The sequence below is a fragment of the Rhizocola hellebori genome, from assembly GCF_016862955.1.
GTDB lineage: Bacteria > Actinomycetota > Actinomycetes > Mycobacteriales > Micromonosporaceae > Rhizocola > Rhizocola hellebori.
In genome coordinates, this window is record NZ_BONY01000055.1 from 35,900 (window position 1) to 60,726 (window position 24,827).

The window sequence follows — 24,827 nt, forward strand, 5'->3', positions numbered from 1 at the left end:
CACCCCAGTGCTCATGGACGTGGCTTGCGGGGCAATAATCATCGCGTGACTGCGGCCCCAGCCATTATCGACAAGAGCCGGATCCATTCCCTGACCAGGCCGAACATGGTCTCGGTGGGGACGATCGTCTGGCTGAGCAGCGAGCTCATGTTCTTCGCGGCGCTCTTCGCCATGTTCTTTGCCATCCGTGCGGCAGCGCCGGAGCAATGGGCGCATGGCTACGAAGAGCTCAACCTGCCCTACGCGGCTGTCTTCACCGTGATCCTGGTGCTGTCCTCAGTGACCTGCCAGATCGGTGTGCTGCGGGCGGAGCGAGGTGACGTGCACGGGCTTCGCCGCTGGTTCTCCCTCACCTTCGTGATGGGACTGATCTTTGTTCTCGGCCAGGTGAACGAGTACCGCACCCTGGTCTCCGAGGGCATTAAGATCAACACCGACGGCTTCGGGTCGATGTTCTTCCTCACCACAGGCTTCCACGGCCTGCACGTGACAGGTGGGCTGATCGCCTTCATCATCTTCATGATCCGGACAACCATGGGCCGGTTCACGCCGGCCCAGGCGACCTCGGCCATCGTGGTGTCCTACTACTGGCACTTCGTGGACGTGGTGTGGGTCGGACTCTTCTTCATGATCTACCTGCTGGAGGCGATCTAATGCTCACGCGTAGCCCGGCCGCGCGGAAGGTGACCGCCGCGTTGCGGATGTTGGCTGCGCTCGTGCTTGCCGGCGGTATCTACACGCTGATTTCGCCCAGCGCGCAGGCGACCGCCCCGCTCAGCGCCGCGGCGCAAGAGGGCAAGGCGCTCTACGACACGAGCTGCATCAGCTGCCACGGCAACAATGCCCAGGGCGTCGAGGGCCGCGGGCCGAGCCTGCTGGGTGTCGGGTCGGCGGCGGTGGAGTTCCAGGTCGAGACCGGCCGGATGCCGGCCGCCCGCCAGGAGGCCCAGATCGAGCGCAAGCAGCCGTTGTTCGACGATGCCGAGGCGCGCCAGCTGGGCGCCTACATCCAGGAGCTCGGCGGTGGTCCGGAGATTCCGTTCGCCGGCCAGACCGCGCCCGCGGGTGACATCGCCAACGGCGGCAAGCTCTTCCGCGTCAACTGCTCGTCCTGCCACGCCTTCTCCGGCGGCGGCGGCGCGCTCTCCAGTGGCAAGTACGCCCCCACCCTCGAATTGAGCACCGATCGCCAGCTCTACGCGGCGATGCTCACCGGGCCGCAGAACATGCCGGTCTTCGGTGACAACCAGCTCACGCCCGAGGAGAAGTACGACATCATCTCCTACGTCCAGAACCTGAAGTCCGATGTGGACCCGGGTGGCTGGGGTCTGGGCCGCTTCGGCCCGGTGACCGAAGGTCTGGCGATCTTCCTCTTCGGCATGGTGGCGCTGGCGTTCGCCGCGCTCTGGATAGCGGGTAAGTCATGAGTGAGAAAAGCCGATTCGAGTACGTCCGCGAGGGTGCCAAAACCCGCGATGGCGTCGACATCGTCTACTACGAGCCGAATCTGCCGCCCGGATCCAAGGCGGAGCGGCGCATGGTGCGCTTGGTCGCGTTCATGCTCCTGCTCAGCGGGCTCGCTGCACTGATCTTCGTCGCGGCCTACATCTGGTGGCCGTTCACCGACTTTCCGGCCACCGACGGCTGGGAGTACAAGCCGGGCAACTCGTTCATGAAGGGCTACACCCCGATCCTCGGGCTGAGCCTCGGACTGGCCCTGTTCCTGATCGGCTTCGCGGTGCTGATCTGGGGCAAGAAGCTCATGCCGCACGAGATCGCGTTGCAGGACCGCCACGACGGCGGCTCCGACCCGGAGGAGCGCAAGCTCACCGGCAACACGCTCGCCTTCATCGGCGAAGAGTTCGGGCTGGGCCGGCGTCCGCTGCTGAAGGTGGCGCTGCTGGCTCCGGCCGCGGGCCTGGGCGCAGCCGCGCTGGCGGTGCCGGTCGGCATGCTCATCAAGGATCCGCACAACCCGGACGAGCTGTTCCGTACCGGATGGAGCCCGGAAGCCAACGGCGGCAAGATGGTGCGGATGATGCGCGAGGACATGACGCCCATCCGGCCGGAGGATGTCAGCATCGGCGGCCAGATCACCGCGTTCCCGATGACGGCCGACGGCCTCGGCGCGACCAACAAGTACGCCGATTCGCCGGTGCTGCTGATTCGCCTGCGCCCCAAGGACGCCGAGTTCCTGCGCAGCCAGCTGCACCACCACCCGGTGAACGTGGGCGGCATGTACGGCGACCTGGTCGCCTACTCCAAGATCTGCACGCACGCGGGCTGCCCGGCGAGCCTCTATGAGCAGCAGACCAACCTGCTGCTCTGCCCATGTCACCAGTCGCAGTTTAAAATTACCGAAAATGCGCGGCCAGTCTTCGGCCCGGCATCCCGGCGGCTGCCCATGCTCCCCATCGAGCTGGACGGCGAGGGTTACCTGGTGGCGAGGAACGACTTCAACGGCGTCCCTGTCGGCCCTGCGTTCTGGGAGAAGCCAGCAGCATGAGAAAACGTAAATTCAACGTCAAGGAGATCCCGGCCAAGACCGCCGGTGAGATCGACGACAGGTTCCAGGTCGCGACACCATTGCGCGGGATCCTGAACAAGGTGTTTCCCGACCACTGGACCTTCCTGCTGGGCGAGATCGCGCTGTTCTCCTTCATCATCCTGCTGCTGACCGGGACGTTCCTGGCGCTCTTCTTCGACCCGTCGATGCAAGAGGTGAACTACCAGGGCTCCTATCTGCCGCTGCGTGATGTGCACATGTCGCGCGCGTACGAGACGTCGCTGAACCTCTCGTTCGACGTGCGCGGTGGTCTGATCATGCGCCAGATGCACCACTGGGCAGCGCTGCTGTTCATGGCCGCGATCGTGATCCACATGGCGCGCATCTTCTTCACCGGTGCGTTCCGCAAGCCGCGTGAGCTCAACTGGATCATCGGTATGTTGATGTTCTGGCTGGGCTTCACCGAGGGTTTCGCGGGCTACTCGCTTCCCGACGACGCGCTGTCCGGCACGGGCCTGCGGATCGCCTCGGCGATCATGCTGTCCATCCCGGTGATCGGTTCGTGGGTGACCGCCTCCCTGTTCGGCGGCGAGTTCCCGGGCGAGATCATCCTGAGCCGCCTATACATCCTGCACGTGTTCCTGCTTCCGCTGATCCTGCTCACGCTGATCACGGTGCATGTCGGCCTGGTCATCGTGCAGAAGCACACACAGTGGGCGGGGCCGGGGCGTACCAACCACAACGTGGTCGGCGAGCGCTGGTTCCCGCGCTATGTGATCAAGCAGGGCGGCTTCTTCATGGTCGTCTTCGGTCTGATCGCGCTGATGGGTGGGCTTTTCCAGATCAACCCGATCTGGCTCTTCGGGCCCTATGAAGCGGCGGTGGTCTCCGCGGGCAGCCAGCCCGACTGGTACGTCATGTTCCTCGACGGTTCCACCCGTTTGATGCCGGCCTGGGAGATAAGGATTTGGGGGTACACGATTCCGCCGCTGTTCTGGCCCACCGTCGTGCTGCCCGGCATCCTGTCCACCGTGCCGATGCTCTACCCGTTCATCGAGGCGAGGCTGACCAAGGACAAGGGTCACCACAACCTGCTGCAGCGGCCGCGGGACATGCCCGAGCGCACCGGCCTCGGCGCCGCGGGCATCGCCTTCTACCTGGTGCTGGCCTTCTCCGGCGGCAACGACATCATCGCCGACAAGTTCGACATCAGCCTGAACGCGATGACGTGGGCCGGCCGCATCGGGTTGCTGATCGTGCCGCCGATCGCCTACTACCTGGCCCGCCGCATCAGCCTCGGTCTGCAGCAACACGACCGGGAGGTGCTCGCGCACGGCGTGGAGACGGGCATCATCAAGCTGCTGCCCAACGGCCAATACGTCGAGGTGCACCAGCCGCTGGCCCCGGTCGACGACCACGGTCACGGTGAGCTGCCCTATGTCGGGTGGACGGTGCCGAAGAAGATGAACCGGCTCGGGGCGCTCGGCCCGGCCCTGCGCGGCTTCTTCAAACCGATCGAAGAGCCGGTCAAGCCGCGCAGCAATGGTGCAAAGCCCGCCGAGATTTCGGAAAAGGAAAAAGAAAAAGTCTAATTTTTGCTTGGTACCAAACGAAAAGGGCGCCCGGAGGAAACGGGTGCCCTTTTTGATTTGATCGGGCCGCCTAGGATGATCGGCATGACTTTGGCCATCGCGGTTGCCGGGCTGCACAAGAGTTACGGGGAAGTGCACGCCGTCGACGGTGCGACCTTCGAAGTGCAGCAGGGCGAGTTCTTCGGCATCCTGGGGCCGAACGGAGCGGGAAAGACCACCACCCTGGAAATCCTGGAGGGCCTGCGGGAGGCCGACTCCGGGGAGGTTTCGGTGTTGGGGTCCTCGCCGTGGCCCCGCAAACCCGAGCTGATGAAACGAATAGGAGTGCAGCTTCAGGCGAGCAGTTTCTTTGAGCGGCTGACCGCGCGGGAGCAGATCCGCCTGTTCGCTTCGCTTTACGGGATCGGGCCTGCGCGTGCCGACGAGCTGCTCGATCTGGTCGGCATGACGGAAAAGGCGCATACCCGCACCGAGAAGCTCTCGGGCGGCCAGGCGCAACGGCTGTCGATCGCGTGCGCCCTCGTGCACGATCCGGATCTGGTCTTTCTCGACGAACCCACCTCCGGTCTCGACCCGCAGGCGCGGCGCAACCTGTGGGACCTGTTGCGCGACATCAACGGGCAGGGGCACACCGTGGTGCTCACCACCCATCACCTCGACGAGGCGGAGATTCTCTGCGATCGCGTCGCCATCATGGACCATGGCAAGATCCTTGCGCTGGGGCCGCCTGCCACCTTGGTCCGTGGTTTGGAGGCGCCGACCCGGATCTCCATCGAAAGCGGCTCAGTGTCCGAAGTGGACGCTCAGGCGCTCGCCGACCCCGATCTCGAGGTCACCGACGACGGGATCTCGCTGACCATCGCGACCCGAACTCCCGCAAAGGTTCTGGCCGCGCTCGCGGAACGCAATGCCATGCGCGGTCTTTCCGTGCGCGGTGCCACGCTCGAGGATGTCTTCCTGAGCCTGACCGGTAGGGAGTTCCGCGAATGACCCGAGGTTTGGGCAGCCTGTCCCGCGTGATGATCCTGGGTTTCGTCCGGGACAGGACGGCGATGTTCTTCACGATCCTCTTCCCGCTGATGTTCCTCGTGCTCTTCGGCGGTCTCTTCAAGGATTCGGGGCTGTCGAAGTCTGAGGTGCTGCAGATCGGCCCGGTCGCCATGTTCGACCAGATGCCGGCCGCCGACCGGGCCGATATCGGCCAGATCGTCACGCTGATCAAGGTCGACGACCGGGAGAAGGCTCTGGACCAGGTCCGCAAGGGCGACTACGCCGCGGCGGTGGAACAGCAGGGCGGCAACGTGGTGCTGCACTACGCGGCGGCCGACGTGGTGCGATCGGGGATCGTGCGGGGCTTGCTCGAATCCATGGTGCAAACCTCGAACCTCGCTGCCGCAGGCGTTTCCACGCCCGCCTTCACGCTCGACGCCGAGCCGGTGGAGGACAGGTCACTCAAGACCATCCAGTACGTCACGCCGGGCATTCTCGGCTGGGCGATCGCCGTGGGCGCCACCTTCGGCGCGGCGATGACGCTGGTGACCTGGCGGCAGAAGAAGATTCTGCGCCGGTTGCGGCTTTCCCCGGTACCCACCAGCAGCATTGTCGGCGCACGAGTGGCAGTGAGTTTGCTGGTCGCTCTGGTGCAGATGGCTCTTTTTGTTGGTATAGCGTCGCTTCCCTACTTCGGGCTGAAGCTGTCCAACTATTGGTGGATGGCGATTCCGCTGGTGGTCTCGGCGACGCTGGCCTTCATGTCGATCGGCTTGCTGGCGGGCTCGTGGGCCAAGTCACCTGAGGCGGCAAGCGCTATCGCCAACCTCATCGTGCTGCCGATGGCGTTCCTGTCCGGCTCGTTCTTCCCGCTCGACAACGCGCCGGGCTGGCTGAAGAACGTGTCGGAGGTGTTTCCCCTCAAGCACCTCAACGAGGCCTTGCTCGGGGTGATGGTGCGCGGGGAAGGTCCGGGCAGCGCCATGCCCGCGATCGGGATCCTGCTCGGCTTCGCCATCGTGGTGGGAACGATCGCCTCGTTCCTGTTCCGCTGGGACGACGTGTAAACAAAACGGGAGCCAGCCCGAAAAGGCTGGCTCCCGCGATGGTGTTGGCTCAGGCGGCCGGTGCGGCGTCGCCGTTCTCGGGGACGTGCACGTCGTTGACGCGGATGTTGACCTCGGTGACCTCGAGGCCGAGCATGTTCTCCACCGAGCTGATTACCTTGGTGCGCACCGCATCGGTCACCGAGTGCACGACATAGCCGAACTCGATGACAATCTTCATGTCGATTTCGGCGGTGGTGCCCTGGAGCCGCACGGCCACACCGCGGTCGGCCTCGTCGTTGTTGGTCTCGCCGATGCCGATGCGCTCCTTGAGCGAAGCGAAGACCCGGGAGACCTCGCCGCCGAGGTCGTGAACGCCGGGCACCTCACGCGCGGCGATGCCGGCGATCTTCTCGACGACCTCGTCGGCGATGGTGGTCTGGCCACGGTCTTCGGTCAGTTCGGCGGTGTTGCGGAAACGGGTGACGAGCGTGTTGGCCGCGCGCTCGACAGCGTCGCCCACGCGCTCGGCAGCCTCACGGCCCTTCTCCATGGCCTCGCGGCCGCGGTCGAGGGCTGCCTCTGCGGTGGCGGACAGGTCCGTGGCAGAGTCTGCGGCGGCCTCTTCGGGCTGCGCCTGCTGGGGGGTGGTGGTGATGCTTTCTTCAGTGCTGGTCATGCCAGTTCCTTCCACTGCTTCATGCCAAGAGGTTGAGCACCTGCAGGACGATACCGATCAGGATTGGCAACAGTATGAGCGCGGCGGCAATCCTGCCGAGAATTCTGGCTTTCCCGCTGCGGACGGTGCCGCGCGTGGAGGGCTGCGGCTCAGGTGTCGTCGCCATGGGATGACGATAATGCGCTTATGAGCCCGCGGGAACGGATAGAAGAGGCATCTCGGGTGTACGGCGGCGAAAGTGTAGCGCTATGGTGCGCTGAACTCCTATCCGGACAGGTTTCGTTTGACGCTGCGGACCGGCCGCCCCTCACCCTGCTCGGCGGTGCCCACGCAGAGCTGTTGTCTACCTACGAACAGTTGGGTGCGCAGGAGTACTGGCCGAGGGTGTGGGCGGCGAGGGGGCTGCTCTATGCGTGGTCGCCGCGCGCCGTCCCGGCCGTGGTCGGGGCATTGGACGATTCCGCTTGGCGGGTAAGGGAAATGGCGCTCAAGGTGGTGCGCAAACGGGAGATCGGCGAGGCCTCCGAAGCCGCCGCGGCGCTGGTGACCGACGAGGTGACCCGGGTGCGGGTCGCCGCGATCCGGGCGCTCGCTCTGGTGGGCGAGGGCGAACACGCGGAGCTGGTGCGAGACGGCACAGACGATCCCGAGCCGTCGGTTCGCGACGCGGCCCTCTCGGCTATTGAGACAATGACCCATCGCCTGGAGCGCCCGCTGTAACCTTTGACTCAGTCAAAGATTATCGGGAGGCTCGTATGTCGTCGGCTCAGCGGGTTGCCGCGGTGCGGCAGTTCAACCGCTTCTACACGCGCACCATCGGGGTGCTGGGCGATCGGTTGCAGACCACCCCCTACTCGCTCACCGAGGCTCGGGTGATCTACGAGCTTTCGCAGGGCGAGCAGATGGAAACCGTCGAGCTGCGCAACCGGCTCGGGCTCGATCCCGGCTACCTCAGCCGCATCTTCACCAGGTTCGAGGCCGACGGGGTGGTCCGGTTGGGACGCTCTCAGGCCGACAGCCGTCGCCAGACCGTGCAGCTCACCGAGAGCGGTCGGCGGGTGTTCGCCACCCTCGACCAGCATGCGGGGCTGGAGATGGCCGCGCTGCTCGACCGGCTGGGCGACAGCGATCAGATGCGGCTGCTCACCGCGATGTCCACCATCGAGCGTCTGCTCTACACGCCTGCGCCTGGCGCGCAGGTGACGCTGCGCCCACCGGTGGCCGGCGACATGGGCTGGGTGGCGCACCGCCAGGGAGTCGTATACGCGGAGGAATACGGCTACGACCACTACTTCGAGGCGCTCGTGGGGCGCATCGTCGCCGACTACGTGGAAAACCACGTGCCCGGCCTGGAGGACGCCTGGATCGCGGAGGTCGACGGGGTCCCGGCCGGGTCGATTTTCTGTGTCCGCAAGGACGAGACCACCGCCCAGCTTCGGCTGCTGTTCGTGGAGCCCTGGGCACGGGGGCTCGGCGTGGGCGGAAAGCTTGTGCGCCAATGCCTGCGCTTCGCCATCGACGCGGGCTATCGCGACATGGTGCTCTGGACCAACAAAGACCTCGACGCCGCGCGCCGCATCTACGAGCGGGCCGGCTTCCAGCTGATTTCCGAAGAGCAGGAAGAGCGCTTCGGCGGCATGCAGACCTTCCAGAACTGGCAGGTGCGGCTCAGCGAAGCCACTGTTTGAACTCGTCGGCCAGCACCGCCCCGGCCTTGACCCACTTGAAGTGGTCGAGCGGGATCCCGGCCTGTTCGATGGTGAGGTGTTTGCGGGTGACCTGGGCGCCGGTCAGCTTGCCCACGATGTAGTCCATGGTGTTCGGCGGCGTGTACTGGTCGTGGTCGACGCTGATGGCGAGCACCGGAACCTTGACCTCGCCCAGCTTCTCCTCTGCCCCGAGGTGGGGCGGGAAGACGCCGTGGCGGCCGGTGTAACCCCAGTCGCGGATGACGCCGCGGGCCTGTTTGCCGCCAAAGCTCCAGCCCGGCCAGACCCGCAGCACCGCGGTGAGCGCGGCGATGCCCTGGGTATAGCCGAACACCCCGAGCCGGCGGCGGCCGTAGATGCGCCAGTAGGGCATGCCCACCGCGATGAGCACGAGCCCGTCGACGCCCTGCTGCCCGAGGGCAAGACGCATCACGCACGCCTGCCCGCCCAGTGAATGTCCTAACAGGACTGTCTTGCGGCCCTCCCGTTGCGGGGCAAGCACTTCGAGCACCGCGCCTATGTCGTCGAGGAGTTCGGCGTACCCATATGAGCTGCCCCGGCTGGGCGCTGGCGTCGATTCGCCGGTGCCCCGCAGGTCGGCGACGGCGACGGCGTAACCCGCGTCCACCAAAGACACGGCGAGCCTTTCGTAGTAACCGCCGGGCACGCCCATCGCAGGGAACACGACGAAGACGGTCTCGGCCCGAGCATTGTCATAGAACCGGACCGACAGCCGATCGGTGCCACGGTCAACGAGAAGCTGCATGCCGCGATATTACGCGCGAGTAACCTCGACCGTCATCTCGCTCCCCACCCGGATCGCATCGGTGATCGTCTCCTCGGCGCTGACCTGCGAACCGGGCCACACCACCGTGCGCTGCACCGAACCCTGCACGGTCGCCGCCCCGCCGATGACACTGCTTTGCACCCGCCCGGTCACCACAGCGTCCGGCGCGATGATGTTCTCCCCGCGGGCGGCGTGCATGTTGGCGGCCAGATAGTCCGCCGGGCTCCCACAATCGATGTAGGTGCCCTCCAGCGGGATCGCTTCCATCCGCCCGGCCCGCTCGGCCGGACGCCACGTGGTCAGCACGAGATGGGAGTAGTCGGGCTTGAGCGCGGCCGCCTCCGCGTGCGGCAGCAAGGAGGCGCCGGCGAAGGAGAGCCCACCGAAAGGCGGGTGGCCGTCGTCGGCCTTGCGGCCGAACATTCGCACGATGCGGCCGTCCCAATCGTCGAGCAGCGAGTTGAGGTCGCCCTCGGGCGCGGCGACGTAGGCGTCGGCGTTGATGACCAGAACCCCGCGCCCATCGATCCATTCCCGCAGCTGCCCGATGGCGCCCGCCGACCCGAGGGGCTCGGCCTCGATGGACAGATGGGCGCGCTCACCCACGTGGGCGGCCACCATGTCGGCGAAGTGATGGGCGTTGACCGCCACCCGCCGCGGGCCGGTCAAACCCGCCGCGGCCAGCCTGTTGAGCGTGCGGTCCAGCAGCGCGACGTTGCCCACCGGCACCAGCGCCTTGGGCAAGACCGTCGTGAGTGGACGCAGCCTGGTGCCGAGCCCGGCCGCGAGGACCACGGCGCAAACGTCGTCAGGTGCGGTCATTTTCGTGCACTCCGTAGTATTCGAGCAGCCGAGCCGTGGCGACCGTCAGCTTCGGCAGGTGGTCTACGGCATGCCAAGCGGCCTCCCACACCTCGGCGCCGTCGACGCTCAGCTTGGTGGTGGAAGCCGGAACGTGGGCCGTGAAAACCATGTCGACCCAATGTCCCTTGGTGTGCACCATCGCGTTGGGGACAGCGGGCTGCACCTGATCCTGGGTGAGCAAGATGCCGGTCTCCTCATGCGCCTCACGAATCGCCCCCGCGAGCGGGGACTCATGTTTCTCCAGCAGACCGGCGGGCAGAGTCCAGCCGCGCCCGGGCGGCTGACGCAACAGCAGAATCCGTTTCGGTTCAACGGTTTCCGAGTCGAAGATGAGAACGACCGAACCGAGGACATACCGCGGGGTGATGAGTTTGACCACCCGGGTGCGCCAGTGGACCGGCAACCGATAGAAAACGCTATATCCCAGCGTCATAAGGCGGCGACGCAGCTCGGAGCGTTGTCTATTCACCCAGCCAGGCTAGTGGACGAATCGGCAACCTCATCTGTTGGGCTGCGGCGCGGCGACACCACGAGACTGCGATCGTCGACGCTGGCGATCAGCTGGTCGACGATGACATCGGCGCGCACCTTGTGCTCGGCGATGGCGATGAGAAGCGCGTCGAGGTCGGGATAACCCAGCGACTGGGCCAGATCTGCCAGGCGCTGCTCGTCGGAGAGGGCGCGGTCGCGGCGGCGCAACGCCAGCCCGATCGCGGCGCGGCCGATCTGCAGGCGGTCGCTCACCGTGCCGGCCGGTGCCGCAGGCTCGGCGAAACGGCGGCTCAGCCGGAGCTGGGCGTTGGGCGACTTGACGAATTCGAGCCACTCCGCCTTCGGCCCGGTGTGCTGCCGGTCGCGGCTGACCAGCACATCGACCACATCGCCGTCGGTCAGCTCGGCGTTGAGCGGGCTCAGCACCCCATTGACCGTGGCGGCTACACAGCGGTCGCCGGTGCGCGAGCTGAGCTCGTAGGCCACATCGACCGGGGTGGCGCCGGCGGGCAGCAGCAACTGGCGGCCGCGCGAGAACACCTGAATCTGTTGCTCGGCGAGGTCGCAGCGCAGCGTCTGCACGAACTGCACCGCGTCGGGGGCCGCCTGCTCCAGCTCGAGCGCGCGGCGCAGCCAGGCTGCCATATCCGTCTTGGCCACCTGTGGTCGCGACTTCTTGCCGAAGCGGGCGAGCTTTGGTGGGTACCGATATGGCGCTATGACGCCATATTCGACCTCACGGTGCATCTGGTCGGTGCGGATGAGAATCTCGACCATCTGGTCTTCGGGGCCAAGAACGGTGGTGTGCAAGGATCGATAGAGGTTGTTCTTTGGGGCGGCGATGTAGTCCTTGAACCGCCCGGGAATCGGCAGCCACTTCTGGTGCATGACACCCAGTGCCGCGTAACAGTCGGACTCTTCCTCATCGAGGATCACCACGACGCGGGGCAGGTTGATGGGGGAGGGGCTGCCGGCCGCCTTGGTGTCCTTCCAGATGGTGTAGTAGTGCCGGGGCCTGGGGATCAGGTGGCCGTCGAGCTTCTCCTTGCGCAGCGCCTCGGAACCGGAGGCGACGATGCGGCCGACGTAGTCGTTCCACTGTGGACGCTCGCGGGTGACCATCTCGTCGATGCGCTGGTACTCGTCGGGCTCCACGTAACGCAGCACCACGTCTTCCAGCGGGCCCTTCAGCGCCTGAATGCCCAGCCGGTCGCAGAGCGGAACGAGCACCTCGCGGGTGGCCCCGGCGATGCGAGCACGCGAGGCCGGTGAGCGGGCCTCCAGCGTCTCCATGTTGTGCAGCCGGTCGGCGAGCTTGATGACCAGCACGCGGATGTCCTTGCTGGCCGCGACGATCATCTTGCGGGTGGTTTCGGCTTCCGCCTGCGCGAAGTGGGCCTTGTCGAACTTGGTGACGCCGTTGACGAGCAGGGCGACTTCACCGCCGAAGTCGGCGCGAAGCTGGGCCAGCGTGTAGGGGGTGTCTTCGACCGTGTCGTGCAGCAGCGCGGCCGCGAGCGTAATCGTGTCCATGCCGAGCGTGGCAAGGATGTGCGCGACCTCGAGGGGGTGGGTGATGTAAGGCTCGCCGCTTTTTCGCTTTTGGTCGCGGTGCCATCTTTCGGCCACCGAGTAGGAGCGGCGCAACAGGTTCACATCGGCATCGGGATGGACATGGCGGTGGGTGCGAATGAGTCGCTGAACCGGATCGGCCTGCGGCTGCATTCGCTCTCGCGGCACAGGCCAGCTCAGAATGGCACGTAGCCGGGAAGCCAGCAGGCTTTCGCCGATGCGGCCCAGCGGGGCCCCCGCGCTCGCGCCGGCATCGACATCCATTCCGGACACCTCCCAAAGCCGGTGCTCTATAGCCTAGTAACGAACGTGGTGGCCGAATGGTCAATACCCATTGGTCATTCGGGCAACACTTGTCTATTACTGCCGGTCAGAGTGCTTTGAGTCAGCGCTTGTTAACAGAGAGCGAAGGCGCATCGCCCCTCGCATGGGTGACGCCCAACCGGCTGACGCCTCCACCAAGCGAGTCTCAGGCAACTCCAGCCAGTCAATGATGCGCTCGGACTCCTCCGCGGTCGCGCATGGTGTCGGGTTGTGGCCAGTGACGGGAAGTATCACTGTCTCGGCGGTTGGCCAAAGTATGTCCAGCGTGCGGCGGGGATGGATGCCGGGCGCGGCGGTGGCCGCCCCGGCCAGCCGGCCGTGTCGCACGATGGCGATTTCCCAGCCGCCTTCCTTGGTGCGCTTCGCGGCGACCAGCTCGGCGATGCTGGTGAGGCTGGCAAGCCGCTGCATGCGGCTGGCTGTGCGCAGAAAGGCGAGCATCCGGTCGCGCACCTGCGCGGCTTCCTCGAACCGCTGAGTCTGTGCCAGTTTGGCCATCCTGCGCAGCAAGGGCTGAACCACCGGATCCGGATCGGCATGAAACGCTTGCTGAACCCGGTCAACCAGCTCGGCTTGGTATTGCTCGGGGTTGATGTGCAGCAGGCACGGCGCCGGACACCGGCCCAGCTCAGCCAGGGCGCAGGCCGAGCTGGCGCGTCGCGCCGAGAGCCGCTGGGAGCATTGGCGCAGCGGGATCGCCTCGTGCACGGCGTCGATTGCCGCCTGAGCCGTGCGCCGTCCGGAAAACGGGCCGAGAATCGCGCCCGGCTCGGGCCCGAGCCGGCGCACCAGCGACAGCCTGGGAAAAGCCTCGGCAGTCAGCTTGATCCAGTGGACCCGCTCGGGATGCTTGGACCGCCGGTTGTAGGGCGGGGAGTGGGCGGCGATCAGCCTCAGCTCCCGCACCTGAGCCTCCAGCGAGTGGGCGCAGACCACCGCGTCGACCCGGGTGGAGGCGGCGAGCATCTCGCTTATCCGGGCGCGCTTCTCGCCCGCGGTGAAGTAGCTGCGCACCCGGGTGGCGATGTCGCCCGAGGTGCCGACATAGAGCGGACGATCATCGGCGGCGCGGAAGATGTAGACCCCGGGCGCGTGCGGCAGGCCTTCGGCGAGGAAACGCTTGGAACGCTGGGTCGGCGTGACCGGCTTGAGGTAGGAGATGGTCTCGCCCAGCGTGGTCACCCGCAGGCTGCCCAGCCGGCCGATGAGGGCGTGCAGCACGTCGACGGTGGCCAAGGCGTCGTCGAGCGCGCGGTGGGTGGGGGTGTGGGTGCGGAAGTAGGCCGCGAGTGTGCCTAATTTGCGATTGGGCACCTCGTCGCGCAGCAACACCCGCCGGGCCATGAGCGCGGTGTCGAGCACCCGGGGAGCGGGCCACTTGTACCCGTGAGCAGCGCAAGCAGCCTTGAGAAACCCCACGTCATAGGGCGCGTTGTGGGCGACCAGCACCGCGCCGGAGAGGAACTCCAGCAGCGAGGGCAGCACGCGCTCGATCGTCGGGGCCGGGGAGACCATCGCCGTGGTGATTCCGGTCAGGACGGTGATGAAGGGCGGGATTGGCACACCGGGGTTGACCAGGGTCGCGAGCTGGCCGAGCTGCTCTCCGCCGCGCACCTTCACCGCCCCGACCTCGGTGATTCCCCCGCCGTCGGGCGCACCTCCGGTCGTCTCAAGATCGACGATCACGAAGGTGATGTTCCGGAGCTCCTGTGCGAGCGGATCCTCGTCGCCCAGCAGGCCCGGCAACTGGAGTTGGAGATGCACGTGGGCACCCTAATCGGACGGTCCGACACAGTGCCCCACGTCGATGGATTCGGAATAGAGAGACAAGATCGGCGGGCGGTGGGAGACTGGGTTGCATGTCCGCCGCTGAGCATGCCTTCGACCCCCTCCGGGGTGAGTCTGCTGAGCCCGCGGAGTTCCTGCCGGAGCCGATCCTTCCCGAGCTGGTACGCCAGCGGGTGATCGCGCTCGCGGCGGCCCTGCTGACCACCATCCCCTACGACGAGCTTCCCCCCGCCCTACGCAAAGTGGCCAAATTCGCCCCCAACCGGCGCGCCCGGCTGGGCGGTCTGACCATCGCGTCGCAGCTCAGCATGGATCCGGTGTTTCGCCAGCGGATCAGCGCCCGAGCCGTGGCCGAAGCGGGCGATCTTGGGGACTCGGTGCTGGCTGGGGTCACGCCCGCCGCCGCCGACCCGGTCGAGGTGGCCGCCCTGGCCTACCTGTCCCGCCCCGAGGGCTGGCGCGATCTGCTGATCAGCGCGGGCGAGGCGGTCCAGGTCCAGGTGGAGACGGCGGCCGTCGCCGAGCTGGTAAGAGAGGCGGAGGCGCGGGCCGACCGGGCCGAACACGACCGCACCCTGGCCAAGGTCGAGGCCGACAAGCTGAGGGCCGAGCTTTCCCGGCTGCGCGACGAGATGACCGGCGTGCAGCAGGAGTCGCGGGCCAACGCCAAGACGCTGCGGGAGGTCCAGGCCGCCCTCAAACGTGCCAACGAGCTGCTCGCGATCGAGAAGGGGCGGGCCGCCAAGGCCGTCCACGATCACGACGCCGAGCTGCGCAAGCTTCGTTCGAAGCTGGCCGACGCGGAGGCGGTCAAGGACGACGCGCGCCAGGCTGCCCGGGATACCCGGGCGATCGACGAGGCCCGGATCTGGCTGCTGCTGGAGACCATCGGCCAGGCCGCCGTCGGGCTGCGCCGCGAGCTGGGGCTGGACCCGGCGCAGATGCTGCCCGCCGACGCGGTGGCCAGCGCTCACGCGCAGACGCCCGGCGCGCAGACCCCGGCCACCCGCGGCCTGGACTCCGACGACCCGGCCCGGCTTGGCCAGCTGCTCGCGCTGCCGAAGTCCCATTTGATCGTCGATGGTTACAACGTCACCAAACGCGGCTTTGCCGAGATGTCGCTCGAACAGCAGCGCAACCGGCTGGTGGCCGCGCTCGGCCTGGTCGCGGCGCAGTCCGGGGCCGAGGTGACGGTGGTTTTCGATGGCGCTGAGCGCGTGCACGGGCTGCCGCCCGCTCCGCGCGGCGTGCGGGTGCTCTTCTCCCATAAGGGCGAAACCGCCGACGAGCTGATTCGCCGCCTGGTCCGGGCCGAGCCGCCCGGTCGGCCGCTGGTCGTCGTCTCCTCCGACCGCGAGGTGGCCGACGGTGTGAAGCGGCACGGCGCCTACCCCATGGGCTCGGACAGCCTGCTCAAACGCATCTCCCGCTCGTGACAGAAAACCGTGGTGTCTACCATCGGGCTCATGACCGTGCGCGGATGGGCCTACCTCACCTTGATCGTGCTGGTGGCCGGGTTGGTGGTGGCTGCCCTCCTGCTTGTGCCCTGGCATCGCCCGCCCGCGCCGCGGTCCGACCAGCTGGCCGCGCTGGCTGAGCTGCCGCAGGACCGGGTGGCGCAGGCTCGGGAGCTTCGGGGCGAGACGCGCTGGATCTCGTACCCAAGCATGATTCTGGGTTTGCTCTTTGCTCTGCTGCTGGGGCTGACGCCGCTGGGCGCCAAGCTGGTCAACCTGGTGCCGGGGCCGTGGCTGGCGAAGGCGATCGGCGGCGGGTTGCTGGTGTTCTTCCTGGCCGAGCTGGTGACGCTGCCCTTCGCGGCCTGGCGGCACTCGGTCATGGTCCGCTATGGACTGTCCACACAGGACTGGGCGGCGTGGTCGGTGGATCTCCTCAAGGGTTACGCGGTCGGAGCCGTGCTCGGCGCGGTGATGCTGCTGGGCTTCTTCGGCCTGACCCGCCTGTTTCCCACCTGGTGGTGGGCGATCGGCGCGGCCGGGGCAGCTTGTCTGGTGGTCCTGCTCAGTTTCATCTTCCCGGTGCTGGTGGAGCCGGTGTTCAATAAATTCACCCCCATGGAAGCCAGCCCGCTGCGCACCGAGCTGATGGAGTTGGCCGCGCGCGACGGAGTTCCGGTCAAGGACGTGCTCGTCGCCGACGCGTCCCGGCGGACCACCGCGGTCAACGCCTACGTCAGCGGCATCGGCCCCACCCGGCGCATCGTCGTCTACGACACGCTGCTGCGCGAGGCCCCCGCCGCGGAGGTGGAAAGCGTTGTGGCGCATGAGCTTGGCCACGCCAAGGACCGCGATGTCGTGGTGTTCACGCTCATCGGCGCGCTGGGCACCGCGGCACTGGTGGTCGGTCTCTACCTGATAGGCGGCTGGAGCTGGCTGCTGCGCATGGCCGGAGTCGACTCCATCGCCGTCCCGCAGGCGATCGGGCTGTTGCTGGCCATCTCCGCGGTGATCGGGCTGGTGGCCACCCCGGTGCAGGCCTATGTCTCACGCCGCATCGAAGCCCGCGCGGATGCCCATGCCCTGGACCTGACCAACGACCCAGCCACCTTCGAGCAGATGCAGAAGCGGCTGTCCCTGGTGAACCTCGGCGACCCGGACCCACACCCGTTGGAGCAGTTCCTTTTCGGCAGTCACCCCAGCACGGTCGAGCGCATCGCCTTCGCCCGCGCCTACTCCCGCACCCACTGACCCGCGGGTCAGCCGGCGAGCATGCCGCGCAGGGCGGTGGCGCGCTGGGCCCAGGTCCAGTCGGACTCGATCCAGTCGCGGCCCGCGGCGCCCATTTTGCGGGCCAGTGCGGGGTCGCGAAGCAGGGTGACGAGCCGATCGGCGAGCGCCGGGAGGTCGCGGCCACCCACGACGAAGCCGGTTTCGCCTTCGCGGACGGCATCTGGCGCGCCGCCCGAGTCGCCGGCGACCACGGGCAGGCCGATGGCGGAGGCCTCCAGGTAGACGATGCCGAGGCCTTCCACGTCCAGGCCCCGGTTGCGGGTGCGGCACGGCATCGCGAAGACGTCGCCGGCCGCGTAATGTGCGGGCAGTTGCGCCCACGGCACCGAGCCGGCCATCACGACGTGAGGCTCCAGATCGAGCGAGGAGACGAGTTTTCGCACCGCGTTGCGGTGCGGCCCCCCGCCGACGAGGAGCAGGGCGGCATCGGGGATTTCTTTGCGTACCAACGGAAGTGCCCGCACCAAGGTGTCCTGCCCCTTGCGCGGCACGAAACGGGAGACGCAGACGATGACCGGGCGGTCGGACAGCCCGTGTGCGGCGCGGATGGCGGAGCCGTCGACGCCCGGGTGGTACAGGCCGGTGTCGACGGCCGGGGTCAGCCGCTGCAGCTGCGCGCGATCGCCGACGATGGGCGCGAGCCGCTGGCGCTGGTATTCGGTGAGGTAGGTGATGACCTCGCAACGGTCGGCGATGCGGCGCAAAGCGTTGCGCGCGAAGGGAAGCGCCGCCCAGCCCACCTCGTGGCCGTGGGTGAGCGCCACGGCGCGTCTGTTCAGCCCACCGGCGAGCAGGCCCAAGGGCGCGGCTGCCCCGAACCACACACGGTCGCAGCCGTGTTCCGCGGCGAGCGCCGCCGCCCGCCTGGCCACGCCGCGGGTCGGCAGCAGCACCTTGGTGTTCTCGCGGATCACCGGAAACGGTTGCTGCGCATCGAATTCGGCCGAACCGCGCCAGTCAGATGAGTAGACCACCAGCTCGCCGGCAGGCAAGCGGGTGGCCAGCTCGTGTACGAAGATCTGAATTCCACCCGTGCGGGGCGGAAAGTCGTTCGTTATCAGTAAGGTGCGCACGATCCTATATGGACACTAGTCGGTTGAGTTCCGCGCCGATGGCTTCCCGGAGGGTGTCAAACTCCTCGGCCCGCTCGGATCTGATCGTGTCGTGCTCGATGGCCTTGCGCATCTCGAGGGGATAGCGCGCCACGGGACCCTGCCTGTACTCCGCCGGCTCCCAGCTGTAACGCGCGGTCACGTGCGCGTGCAGGTGCTCGTAGAGGTTGCCCAGGATCTCGTAGTTGACCCGCCGGAACGACGGATCGTAGCCGCTGCACGCGTTGTAGATGGCCTGACCGAGCAACGCCATGTCGTTGAGGAACTGGCGCTGTTGCGCCAGCGGGAGATCGGTCAGGTGGTTGGCTTCGTCGACGTCGGAGAGCAGGACGCAGTACCCCGGAAGGAACTGCGTGTCACCGAAGACGACGTAGCCGCTGTCGAGCTTGGCCATGACGAGCGGGTTGTCGCCGCTTCGCGCTTCGGCGAGCCAGTCTGGCTCGCCGTCGGGCAGCAGCGGCGCTGAGGAGTGCCGGCCCATGGGATTCAGCTCAGGTTCGGGGCGTCTGGGGCCTGCAGCAGGCCGAGGCGCAGCGCGGTCATGAGCGCCTGGGCGCGGTTTGCGGCGCCGAGCTTCTCATACAGCTTGGAGATGTGCGTCTTGGCCGTCGACTCGCTGACGAACAGCTGCTTGGCGATGCCGGAGACACTCATGCCCTCGGCCAGCAGCTTGAGCACCTGGCTCTCGCGCGGCGACAGCTGCGGCCCGCTCGGGGTGAGGCGGCGCTTCATGGCCTCGGCGAGGTCGGCTGCGGTGAAGGCGCTCGGCGCGGAAGCGGCGTGCCGTGCCGCGGCGACCACCTCGTCGGCTGGGGCCGTCTTGGGTACGAAGGCGCTCGCGCCGGCTTCCAGCGCGCCGAAAAGCTGGTCGTCGCCGGCGTACATGGTGAGCACGACGATTCCCATGGTGGCGCTGGACTTGCGTAGCGTGCGGGTGGCCTCCAGGCCGCTGCCGTCGGGCAGGCGAAGGTCCATGATGACCACATCGGGGTGCAGGGCACCGGCCTGGCGTACCGCTTCCGCCGCGGTTCCGGCCTCGCCGACGACCTCGAACTGGCGGTCGCGCTCGAACGCGTGACGCAGGCCCTTGCGGATCAGGTCATGGTCGTCGACTAGCAGGACCCTGGTGCGACCCGACGGTGGTGGCACTGCGTTGGTTGTCATTCCTGCTTGCTCCCTGTCTGAAACACCCATATCTGAATATCCCCGCAGAGTATGCGGGTGTTACACGTTATCTTGTTGACCGAGTTTCGTGTCTAGCGGTGCCTCCCACCACAACCGCAACGGTGGTGCCGCAAGGCTGTCTAGGGCTGATCTCGAGCCGACCACGGATACGTTCCGCCCTCTCCGCCATGATCGCAAGACCGTAGCTTCCCTGGCTACGCTGATCGGACAGTCCTTGTCCGTCGTCAGACACTTCGATCTGTGCGAATGGCGGATCCACCGTACAGGTCACCCAGAGGTTACCGGCATAGGCGTGCTTTCGCGCGTTAGTGATGGCTTCCTGTGCTATACGCAATAGCTCTGACTCAATAGACGCAGGTAGGCGGCCCACTTCGTCCAGCGAAAGATGCACCTTCAGCCCTGCCTGGTTGCCCGAGATACGCGCGAATTCGGCGATCGCGGCGGTCAGACCGCCGTGCCGATCGACCTCGGTACGCAACTCGAAGAGGCTGAGTCGCAACTCAGTAATCACCCGGGTCACCTCACCGCGCAGCTCGTGCAGATCGCTCGCGGTGGCTTGCGGATTGTCGGGCAGGCTGGCTTGCGCGTTGTCGATGCCGTAGCCGATCATGGCCAGCTCCTGGGCCACCCCGTCGTGGATTTCGCGCGCAAGGCGTTGCCGCTCTTCGTTTGTGGCCAGCGAACGCACCTCGTCGAAGAGCAGCGCGGCCTCCAGGCGCAGTGCCGCGGGCGCGGCCGTGGAAATCACTCGATAGGTGAGACTCGGCGGGTAACCACCCACCCCGTCACGTTCCAGCACCACCAGGCCCACCGTGCGCACTCCGGCGATCAAAGGCACGACCAGAGCCGAAACCGGGTCGGTGGGGGCGACCGAGCGAAGCTGGGTGCGGCTGGAGATCTGGGGTTGCTGGCTGGCCCAGGCGTCGGCGATGGCCGAATCGGCGTCCAGGTGGGTCTCCCACGCCGCGCGCATCGACGAGTCACCGTCGACCCCGAACTGGGCCAGCACCTCAAGGCGCCCACCGCCACTGGCCGCGAAGACCGCCGCGCGTTCGGCCCGGCCGATGGTGCGCAGCTCCTCCAAAAGATGCTCGGCGATGCTGCCCGGGTCGAGCGTCGCGCCCGGCAGCTGGCGGGCCACCTGGCGCAGCTGGGTCAGCAGGCGGGTCGCCTCCGCGTACGGCTGTGGTGCTCGCCGCGCCAGCACGGCGCGCTGCATGGCGCCCGCGGTGACCGTCCCGATCGCGGCCAGGGTCAGCCACTGGGTCACCTGGGTCAGGTACCCGAGCTGCTTGAGCTGATTGCCATCGGTGAGATATCCCGCCACCCCCAACGTGAGCGCGGCGACGGCGAGCAAGCCCGCGCCCTCCAAGGGGCGGCCCTGGAAGGTGGCAGCCGTGAGCGGCACAGCCAGATAGGGCAGGATCGCCGCCGCGCCCATGCCCGCGTCGACGAAGCCGGCGCTGTCGGCCGCGACGGCGATCGCGCTCGCGCCAAGGCCGACCAGGACCACCTCTGCCAAACGGCCCAGCGGCGCGGCTATCCGATGGGGTGGGGGTGGCATGACGGCTGGGATCGACGCCAGCGCCAGCATCACCACCCACTTGAGCTGGCTCAGGTCACGGGTGCACAGCCAGGTCAGCGCCGCGATGAGAATGAGCATGACGCAGCGCAACAGCACGGCGATGGTGTGTGCGCTGAAGTCCTTGGGGGAGTTGCGGCGACCCTGCACCGGGTCAGCTGCCGTAAATAGCGTCGATCTCGTCGGAGTACTCCTTCATCACGACCGCGCGCTTCACCTTGAGAGAGGGGGTCAGCTCACCGGTGGCTTCGGTGAAATCGCGGGGGAGAATGCGAAACACTTTAATCGCCTCGGCCTTGGAAACCGCCTTGTTGGCTTCATCGATCGCCTCCTGTACCCGCGCGCGCAGGTCGCTGTCGGTCAGCGGCGTGTCCGGCAGCGCCTCGGCGTCGATGGTGACGAGCGCGGCGATGAATGGTTTGCGATCACCGATCACCATGCACTGGCTGACCAGAGGGTGCGCCCGCACCCTGTCCTCCAGCACCGCGGGCGCGACGTTCTTGCCGCCGGCGGTCACGATGATTTCCTTCTTGCGACCGGTGATAGTCAGAAACCCGTCACTGTCGAGCGCGCCGAGATCGCCGGTGTGGAACCAGCCCTCGTCGTCGAGGACCTCTTTGGTGGCTTCGACATTGTTCCAGTACCCAGAAAAGACAACCTCGCCTTTGGCCAGGATCTCGCCATCGTCGGCGATGCGCACGCTGACGCCGGGCAACGGCTGCCCAACGGAGCCGATGCGTTGCGCGTCCTCACGGTTGAAGGTGATGGCCGGTGACGTCTCGGTGAGCCCGTAGCCCTCCAGCACCAGCAGCCCGATGCCGCGGAAGAAGTGGCCGAGCCGGGCGCCCAGCGGCGCGCCGCCGGAAATCGCGCTGTGGCAACGGCCGCCCAGAGCCGCGCGTAGCTTGCCGTAGACGAGTTTGTCGAAGAGCTTGTGCTGCATCTTCAGCGCGAAGCCGGGACCGCCGGAGTCCAGCGACTCGCTGTAGGCGATCGCGACCCTTTCGGCCCGGTCGAAGATGGCGCCCTTGCCGTCGGCGTGGGCGCGCTGTTTGGCGCCGTTGTAGACCTTCTCGAAGACCCGCGGCACGCTCAGGATGAAGCTGGGCTTGAAAGCGCCCAGATCGGAGACCAGGTCCTTCACGTCGGCGGTGTGCAGGGTGGTGACCCGGCCCTGGACCACGCCGATCTGCAGCAGCCGGGCGAAGGCGTGCGCCAGCGGCAGGAAGAGCACCGTGGACGAGCCCTGGTGGAACAGGCGGGGCAGCACCGGGATGGCGTTGCCGATGTCGGAGAGCATGTTGCGGTGGGTCAGCACGCAGCCCTTGGGCCGGCCGGTGGTGCCGCTGGTGTAGACGATGGTGGCCGGGTCGTCGGCTTGGCCGCGGTGGCGCTCGAAGTCGGCGGTGCCGCGCGGCAGATCGGGAATCTGCCACACCGTGTTGACGAATTCGCGGACGAGCGCGCTGTGGGCGGCGGTCTCGGTGAAGCAGGCGACCGCCCCGGAGTCCGACAAGATCCACTGGACCTGTTCCGCGCTTGAGGTCTCGTAGACCGGTACCGTGATCGCGCCGGCGGCCCAGATCGCATAGTCGATGAGGGTCCACTCGTAGCGGGTCTTGCTCATCAGGGCGACCCGGTCGCCCGGCTTCACCCCAGCCTCACGCAGCCCGGACGCGACACTCGCGACCTCTTCGCGAAACTCGGCGCACGAAATATTGCGGGCAGGTGTGACGAACTGCACCACGTTGGGGTGCTTGTCAGCGTTGTCCCAGACCGGATCGGTCAGCTGCGCGTGATCCGCGATCATCACGGCGGGGGCTTGTGTGAACTCCACACGGCAAAAACTACCCTCCCCGCCTGCGGTAGCCTGCTGAACATGGCGGAATCCTCGTCCCAGTCGATCGTGATCAGCGCTGACCCGGCCCGCATCGCCGAGGTCATCTGCGACTACCCGTCCTACCCGCGGTGGACCCAGGCCATCAAAGTGGCCGAGGTCCTCGAGGAGTACGAAGACGGCTACCCGGCCACGGTCAGGTTTGTCATCGATGCCGGCGTGGTGCAGGACGAGTACAAGCTGCATTACGACTACGCCGAGGACATCTCGCGCATCGAATGGCAGCTCGTGGAGCCCTCGAAGATGCAGAAGGCCCAGCAGGGGTCGTACGACATCGACGACAACGGCGATGGAACCTGCACTGTTACCTATACGCTGTCGGTGGATCTTTCGATCGGCATGCTGGGCATGTTCAAGAAGAAGGCCGAGCGTGCGATCATGGACACCGCGCTTAAGGAGCTCAAGAAGAGGGTTGAGGCGACTGCCTGATGTTCAGCGAGCCCGGCACTGCACGCCAGGAGGCGGAGCGGCTGGTAGCGGCGGTTCTCGCCGCGGCGACGCTCGCGGCGAACGCGAACCCTCAGTTTTCCACCGGCAGTGCAGAGTGTTGCGTGTGTCCACTGTGTAAGGTCATCGCGGCGGTTCGCGATCCCGACCCGGAGATGGTGGAACGGCTGGCCACCGGCGCGGGCGATCTCGCGGCCGGGATGGCCAGCTTCCTGCGCCACGTTGGCGGAGGCAACACCACCTGGGAGAAGGCCACCGCTGAGCCGGAGCCTGCACCATCGGCGCCGCCTGCACCGAAGAAGGTCGTCAAGAAGAAGGCAATACCCAAGAAAGTCGGGTGAAACTTCCGTGTCGCTTACCATCGGTGTGGACATCGGCGGCACCAAGGTGCTCGGCGGCGTCGTGGATCCGCAGGGCAACGTCCTCCAGACCAGCCGCCGCCCGACACCTGCCAACGATGTCGCCGCGACCCGCGACGTCATTGTCGAGGTGGTTCGCGAGCTCATCGCCCAGCACCCGGTCGAGGCCGTCGGCATCGGCGCCGCCGGGTGGATAGACGCTTCCCGTTCGACCGTGCTTTTCGCACCAAACCTGGCCTGGCGCAATGAGCCGCTGCGTGACTATGTCGGCGCCGCGGTGGACGTGCCGGTAGTGGTGGAAAACGACGCCAACGTGGCCGCGTGGGCAGAATTCAAGTACGGCGCCGCCGCCCACGCCGACGACTCGATGGTCATGTTCACCGTCGGGACAGGCATCGGCGGCGGGATAGTCCTAGGTGGACAGTTGCTGCGCGGCTCGCACGGCATGGCAGCCGAAGTGGGCCACATGCTTGCCGTGCCCGAAGGCCACCTGTGCGGCTGCGGCCGGCTCGGCTGCATCGAGCAGTATGCGAGCGGAAATGCGTTGGTACGCTTCGCCAAAGAAGGCGCGATGACCGCGCCCTCCGCGTTGCTCAAGGCCGCCAACGGTGACATCGAAGCCATCGACGGCCCCATGGTGACCACGGCCGCCATGGAAGGCGACTCCGTCGCGGTCGAGGCCTTCGGCCAGGTCGGCTACTGGCTCGCCCAGGGTGTGGCCGACATGGTCCAGCTGCTGGACCCACAGGTCATCGTCATCGGCGGCGGCGTCATCGACGCCGGTGACCTGCTGATGAAGCCGCTGCGCCAGGCCTACGCCGACGCCCTCACCCAACGCGGCAAACTCCCGGTCGCCGAGCTCCGCTCAGCCGAAATGGGCAACGAAGCCGGTCTGATCGGCGCCGCAGACCTAGCCCGCTCCCGCTAACCGCAACCCGCAAACCCCAGTCACCGCGCGGCCCATTCACCCGCCGCGCGGTTTCTATCTCTTCTTTCCCTTACGCCGCACCGCCGTGGCTGGCCGCCGCATCCTCCCGGGCGGCACATCCCTCCGTGCTCCCCACCCCGCCGCCTCCGGCGGCCACCCCGCCCCACCCCCCCGCCGCCCGCCCCACCCCCCCGCCGCCCGCGCCACCCCCGGCCGCC

General features: G+C 67.1%; 24 protein-coding genes and 1 pseudogene. 13 read left to right on the forward strand and 12 right to left on the reverse strand.

The window, feature by feature from the left end; all coding sequences use genetic code 11:
- The first annotated feature begins 45 nt into the window (after positions 1-45).
- The 6 genes from ctaE (at position 46) to Rhe02_RS34025 (ending at position 6,155) form a co-directional block, all read left to right on the forward strand.
- Positions 46-654, forward strand: coding sequence for an aa3-type cytochrome oxidase subunit III (gene ctaE / locus Rhe02_RS34000; protein ID WP_203912547.1), 609 nt, complete (start codon positions 46-48; stop codon positions 652-654).
- Positions 654-1,427, forward strand: a complete 774-nt coding sequence (qcrC, locus tag Rhe02_RS34005; RefSeq protein ID WP_203912548.1) for a cytochrome bc1 complex diheme cytochrome c subunit — start codon at positions 654-656, stop codon at positions 1,425-1,427. The genes ctaE and qcrC overlap by 1 nt, the downstream gene beginning before the upstream one ends.
- Positions 1,424-2,506: a cytochrome bc1 complex Rieske iron-sulfur subunit gene (gene qcrA / locus Rhe02_RS34010; RefSeq protein WP_203912549.1), complete on the forward strand. Its 1,083-nt coding sequence runs from the start codon at positions 1,424-1,426 to the stop codon at positions 2,504-2,506. The genes qcrC and qcrA overlap by 4 nt, the downstream gene beginning before the upstream one ends.
- Complete coding sequence (qcrB, locus tag Rhe02_RS34015; protein WP_203912550.1) at positions 2,503-4,098, forward strand: cytochrome bc1 complex cytochrome b subunit; 1,596 nt, start codon at positions 2,503-2,505, stop codon at positions 4,096-4,098. The genes qcrA and qcrB overlap by 4 nt, the downstream gene beginning before the upstream one ends.
- 84 nt (positions 4,099-4,182) lie before the next feature.
- Positions 4,183-5,088 carry an ABC transporter ATP-binding protein gene (locus Rhe02_RS34020; protein ID WP_239124232.1) on the forward strand — a complete coding sequence of 302 codons (906 nt, stop codon included), beginning with the start codon at positions 4,183-4,185 and terminating at the stop codon, positions 5,086-5,088.
- Positions 5,085-6,155 (forward strand): ABC transporter permease, encoded by a 1,071-nt coding sequence (locus tag Rhe02_RS34025; protein ID WP_203912552.1) that lies wholly within the window; start codon positions 5,085-5,087, stop codon positions 6,153-6,155. Before Rhe02_RS34020 ends, Rhe02_RS34025 begins: the two co-directional genes overlap by 4 nt.
- 49 nt (positions 6,156-6,204) lie before the next feature.
- Here Rhe02_RS34025 and Rhe02_RS34030 read toward each other — a convergent pair whose 3' ends face one another.
- Positions 6,205-6,813: an Asp23/Gls24 family envelope stress response protein gene (locus Rhe02_RS34030; RefSeq protein ID WP_203912553.1), complete on the reverse strand. Its 609-nt coding sequence runs from the start codon at positions 6,811-6,813 to the stop codon at positions 6,205-6,207.
- A 19-nt stretch (positions 6,814-6,832) separates the two neighbouring features.
- Entirely contained in the window at positions 6,833-6,979 is a 147-nt protein-coding gene (locus Rhe02_RS34035) for a hypothetical protein (RefSeq protein WP_203912554.1), read from the reverse strand.
- A 20-nt stretch (positions 6,980-6,999) separates the two neighbouring features.
- Here Rhe02_RS34035 and Rhe02_RS34040 point away from each other — a divergent pair, with 20 nt between their 5' ends.
- Positions 7,000-7,533 (forward strand): HEAT repeat domain-containing protein, encoded by a 534-nt coding sequence (locus tag Rhe02_RS34040; RefSeq protein ID WP_203912555.1) that lies wholly within the window; start codon positions 7,000-7,002, stop codon positions 7,531-7,533.
- Between the two features lie 35 nt (positions 7,534-7,568).
- Positions 7,569-8,501 (forward strand): bifunctional helix-turn-helix transcriptional regulator/GNAT family N-acetyltransferase, encoded by a 933-nt coding sequence (locus Rhe02_RS34045; protein ID WP_203912556.1) that lies wholly within the window; start codon positions 7,569-7,571, stop codon positions 8,499-8,501.
- Here the strand turns inward: Rhe02_RS34045 and Rhe02_RS34050 are convergent.
- From Rhe02_RS34050 to Rhe02_RS34070, 5 genes are all read right to left on the reverse strand, one after another.
- Positions 8,482-9,288, reverse strand: coding sequence for an alpha/beta hydrolase family protein (locus tag Rhe02_RS34050; RefSeq protein WP_203912557.1), 807 nt, complete (start codon positions 9,286-9,288; stop codon positions 8,482-8,484). The two genes, Rhe02_RS34045 and Rhe02_RS34050, sit on opposite strands and share 20 nt — an antisense overlap.
- A gap of 9 nt (positions 9,289-9,297) precedes the next feature.
- Positions 9,298-10,131 carry a nucleotidyltransferase family protein gene (locus Rhe02_RS34055; protein WP_203912558.1) on the reverse strand — a complete coding sequence of 278 codons (834 nt, stop codon included), beginning with the start codon at positions 10,129-10,131 and terminating at the stop codon, positions 9,298-9,300.
- Positions 10,118-10,606, reverse strand: coding sequence for an NUDIX hydrolase (locus tag Rhe02_RS34060; RefSeq protein WP_203912570.1), 489 nt, complete (start codon positions 10,604-10,606; stop codon positions 10,118-10,120). The genes Rhe02_RS34055 and Rhe02_RS34060 overlap by 14 nt, the downstream gene beginning before the upstream one ends.
- Before the next feature lie 32 nt (positions 10,607-10,638).
- On the reverse strand, positions 10,639-12,501 hold the full coding sequence (locus Rhe02_RS34065; protein WP_203912559.1) for a RelA/SpoT family protein: 1,863 nt from the start codon (positions 12,499-12,501) through the stop codon (positions 10,639-10,641).
- A 96-nt stretch (positions 12,502-12,597) separates the two neighbouring features.
- A complete protein-coding gene (locus Rhe02_RS34070; RefSeq protein WP_203912560.1) occupies positions 12,598-14,325 on the reverse strand; it encodes a DEDD exonuclease domain-containing protein in 1,728 nt (575 codons plus the stop codon).
- A gap of 95 nt (positions 14,326-14,420) precedes the next feature.
- Between Rhe02_RS34070 and Rhe02_RS34075 the strand changes: the two genes are divergently transcribed.
- The gene (locus Rhe02_RS34075; protein ID WP_203912561.1) at positions 14,421-15,785 is read left to right on the forward strand and encodes an NYN domain-containing protein; all 1,365 of its coding nucleotides are present in this window, start codon (positions 14,421-14,423) and stop codon (positions 15,783-15,785) included.
- Between the two features lie 30 nt (positions 15,786-15,815).
- Positions 15,816-17,057 carry a M48 family metallopeptidase gene (locus Rhe02_RS34080; protein WP_203912562.1) on the forward strand — a complete coding sequence of 414 codons (1,242 nt, stop codon included), beginning with the start codon at positions 15,816-15,818 and terminating at the stop codon, positions 17,055-17,057.
- A gap of 8 nt (positions 17,058-17,065) precedes the next feature.
- Here Rhe02_RS34080 and Rhe02_RS34085 read toward each other — a convergent pair whose 3' ends face one another.
- From Rhe02_RS34085 to Rhe02_RS34105, 5 genes are all read right to left on the reverse strand, one after another.
- The gene (locus Rhe02_RS34085) at positions 17,066-18,175 is read right to left on the reverse strand and encodes a glycosyltransferase family 4 protein (protein WP_203912571.1); all 1,110 of its coding nucleotides are present in this window, start codon (positions 18,173-18,175) and stop codon (positions 17,066-17,068) included.
- A gap of 1 nt (position 18,176) precedes the next feature.
- Complete coding sequence (locus Rhe02_RS34090; RefSeq protein WP_239124233.1) at positions 18,177-18,692, reverse strand: HIT family protein; 516 nt, start codon at positions 18,690-18,692, stop codon at positions 18,177-18,179.
- Between the two features lie 5 nt (positions 18,693-18,697).
- Positions 18,698-19,375, reverse strand: coding sequence for a response regulator transcription factor (locus Rhe02_RS34095; RefSeq protein WP_203912563.1), 678 nt, complete (start codon positions 19,373-19,375; stop codon positions 18,698-18,700).
- A 67-nt stretch (positions 19,376-19,442) separates the two neighbouring features.
- Entirely contained in the window at positions 19,443-21,059 is a 1,617-nt protein-coding gene (locus Rhe02_RS34100; protein WP_203912574.1) for a sensor histidine kinase, read from the reverse strand.
- Between the two features lie 73 nt (positions 21,060-21,132).
- On the reverse strand, positions 21,133-22,788 hold the full coding sequence (locus Rhe02_RS34105; RefSeq protein WP_203912573.1) for an AMP-dependent synthetase/ligase: 1,656 nt from the start codon (positions 22,786-22,788) through the stop codon (positions 21,133-21,135).
- A gap of 69 nt (positions 22,789-22,857) precedes the next feature.
- Between Rhe02_RS34105 and Rhe02_RS34110 the strand changes: the two genes are divergently transcribed.
- From Rhe02_RS34110 to Rhe02_RS34120, 3 genes and pseudogenes are all read left to right on the forward strand, one after another.
- Positions 22,858-23,304, forward strand: coding sequence for an SRPBCC family protein (locus Rhe02_RS34110; RefSeq protein ID WP_203912564.1), 447 nt, complete (start codon positions 22,858-22,860; stop codon positions 23,302-23,304).
- Positions 23,304-23,618, forward strand: a pseudogene (locus Rhe02_RS34115) (hypothetical protein); the annotation flags it as partial. The gene Rhe02_RS34110 and the pseudogene Rhe02_RS34115, both read left to right, overlap by 1 nt.
- 52 nt (positions 23,619-23,670) lie before the next feature.
- Positions 23,671-24,609, forward strand: a complete 939-nt coding sequence (locus Rhe02_RS34120) for an ROK family glucokinase (protein ID WP_203912566.1) — start codon at positions 23,671-23,673, stop codon at positions 24,607-24,609.
- Positions 24,610-24,827 lie beyond the last annotated feature (218 nt).

Excerpts from the sequence above, each read along its gene's own strand:
- Rhe02_RS34025 (WP_203912552.1), top strand. The coding sequence starts at position 5,085 with ATGACCCGAGGTTTGGGCAGCCTGTCCCGCGTGATGATCCTGGGTTTC.
- Rhe02_RS34105 (WP_203912573.1), bottom strand. The coding sequence starts at position 22,788 with ATGATCGCGGATCACGCGCAGCTGACCGATCCGGTCTGGGACAACGCT.
- Rhe02_RS34095 (WP_203912563.1), bottom strand. The coding sequence starts at position 19,375 with ATGACAACCAACGCAGTGCCACCACCGTCGGGTCGCACCAGGGTCCTG.
- Rhe02_RS34090 (WP_239124233.1), bottom strand. The coding sequence starts at position 18,692 with ATGGGCCGGCACTCCTCAGCGCCGCTGCTGCCCGACGGCGAGCCAGAC.
- Rhe02_RS34050 (WP_203912557.1), bottom strand. The coding sequence starts at position 9,288 with ATGCAGCTTCTCGTTGACCGTGGCACCGATCGGCTGTCGGTCCGGTTC.
- Rhe02_RS34055 (WP_203912558.1), bottom strand. The coding sequence starts at position 10,131 with ATGACCGCACCTGACGACGTTTGCGCCGTGGTCCTCGCGGCCGGGCTC.
- Rhe02_RS34020 (WP_239124232.1), top strand. The coding sequence starts at position 4,183 with ATGACTTTGGCCATCGCGGTTGCCGGGCTGCACAAGAGTTACGGGGAA.
- Rhe02_RS34035 (WP_203912554.1), bottom strand. The coding sequence starts at position 6,979 with ATGGCGACGACACCTGAGCCGCAGCCCTCCACGCGCGGCACCGTCCGC.
- qcrB (WP_203912550.1), top strand. The coding sequence starts at position 2,503 with ATGAGAAAACGTAAATTCAACGTCAAGGAGATCCCGGCCAAGACCGCC.
- Rhe02_RS34040 (WP_203912555.1), top strand. The coding sequence starts at position 7,000 with ATGAGCCCGCGGGAACGGATAGAAGAGGCATCTCGGGTGTACGGCGGC.
- Rhe02_RS34045 (WP_203912556.1), top strand. The coding sequence starts at position 7,569 with ATGTCGTCGGCTCAGCGGGTTGCCGCGGTGCGGCAGTTCAACCGCTTC.
- Rhe02_RS34110 (WP_203912564.1), top strand. The coding sequence starts at position 22,858 with ATGGCGGAATCCTCGTCCCAGTCGATCGTGATCAGCGCTGACCCGGCC.
- Rhe02_RS34065 (WP_203912559.1), bottom strand. The coding sequence starts at position 12,501 with ATGGATGTCGATGCCGGCGCGAGCGCGGGGGCCCCGCTGGGCCGCATC.
- Rhe02_RS34080 (WP_203912562.1), top strand. The coding sequence starts at position 15,816 with ATGACCGTGCGCGGATGGGCCTACCTCACCTTGATCGTGCTGGTGGCC.
- Rhe02_RS34030 (WP_203912553.1), bottom strand. The coding sequence starts at position 6,813 with ATGACCAGCACTGAAGAAAGCATCACCACCACCCCCCAGCAGGCGCAG.
- qcrC (WP_203912548.1), top strand. The coding sequence starts at position 654 with ATGCTCACGCGTAGCCCGGCCGCGCGGAAGGTGACCGCCGCGTTGCGG.
- Rhe02_RS34100 (WP_203912574.1), bottom strand. The coding sequence starts at position 21,059 with ATGCTCATTCTCATCGCGGCGCTGACCTGGCTGTGCACCCGTGACCTG.
- Rhe02_RS34060 (WP_203912570.1), bottom strand. The coding sequence starts at position 10,606 with ATGACGCTGGGATATAGCGTTTTCTATCGGTTGCCGGTCCACTGGCGC.
- Rhe02_RS34075 (WP_203912561.1), top strand. The coding sequence starts at position 14,421 with ATGTCCGCCGCTGAGCATGCCTTCGACCCCCTCCGGGGTGAGTCTGCT.
- qcrA (WP_203912549.1), top strand. The coding sequence starts at position 1,424 with ATGAGTGAGAAAAGCCGATTCGAGTACGTCCGCGAGGGTGCCAAAACC.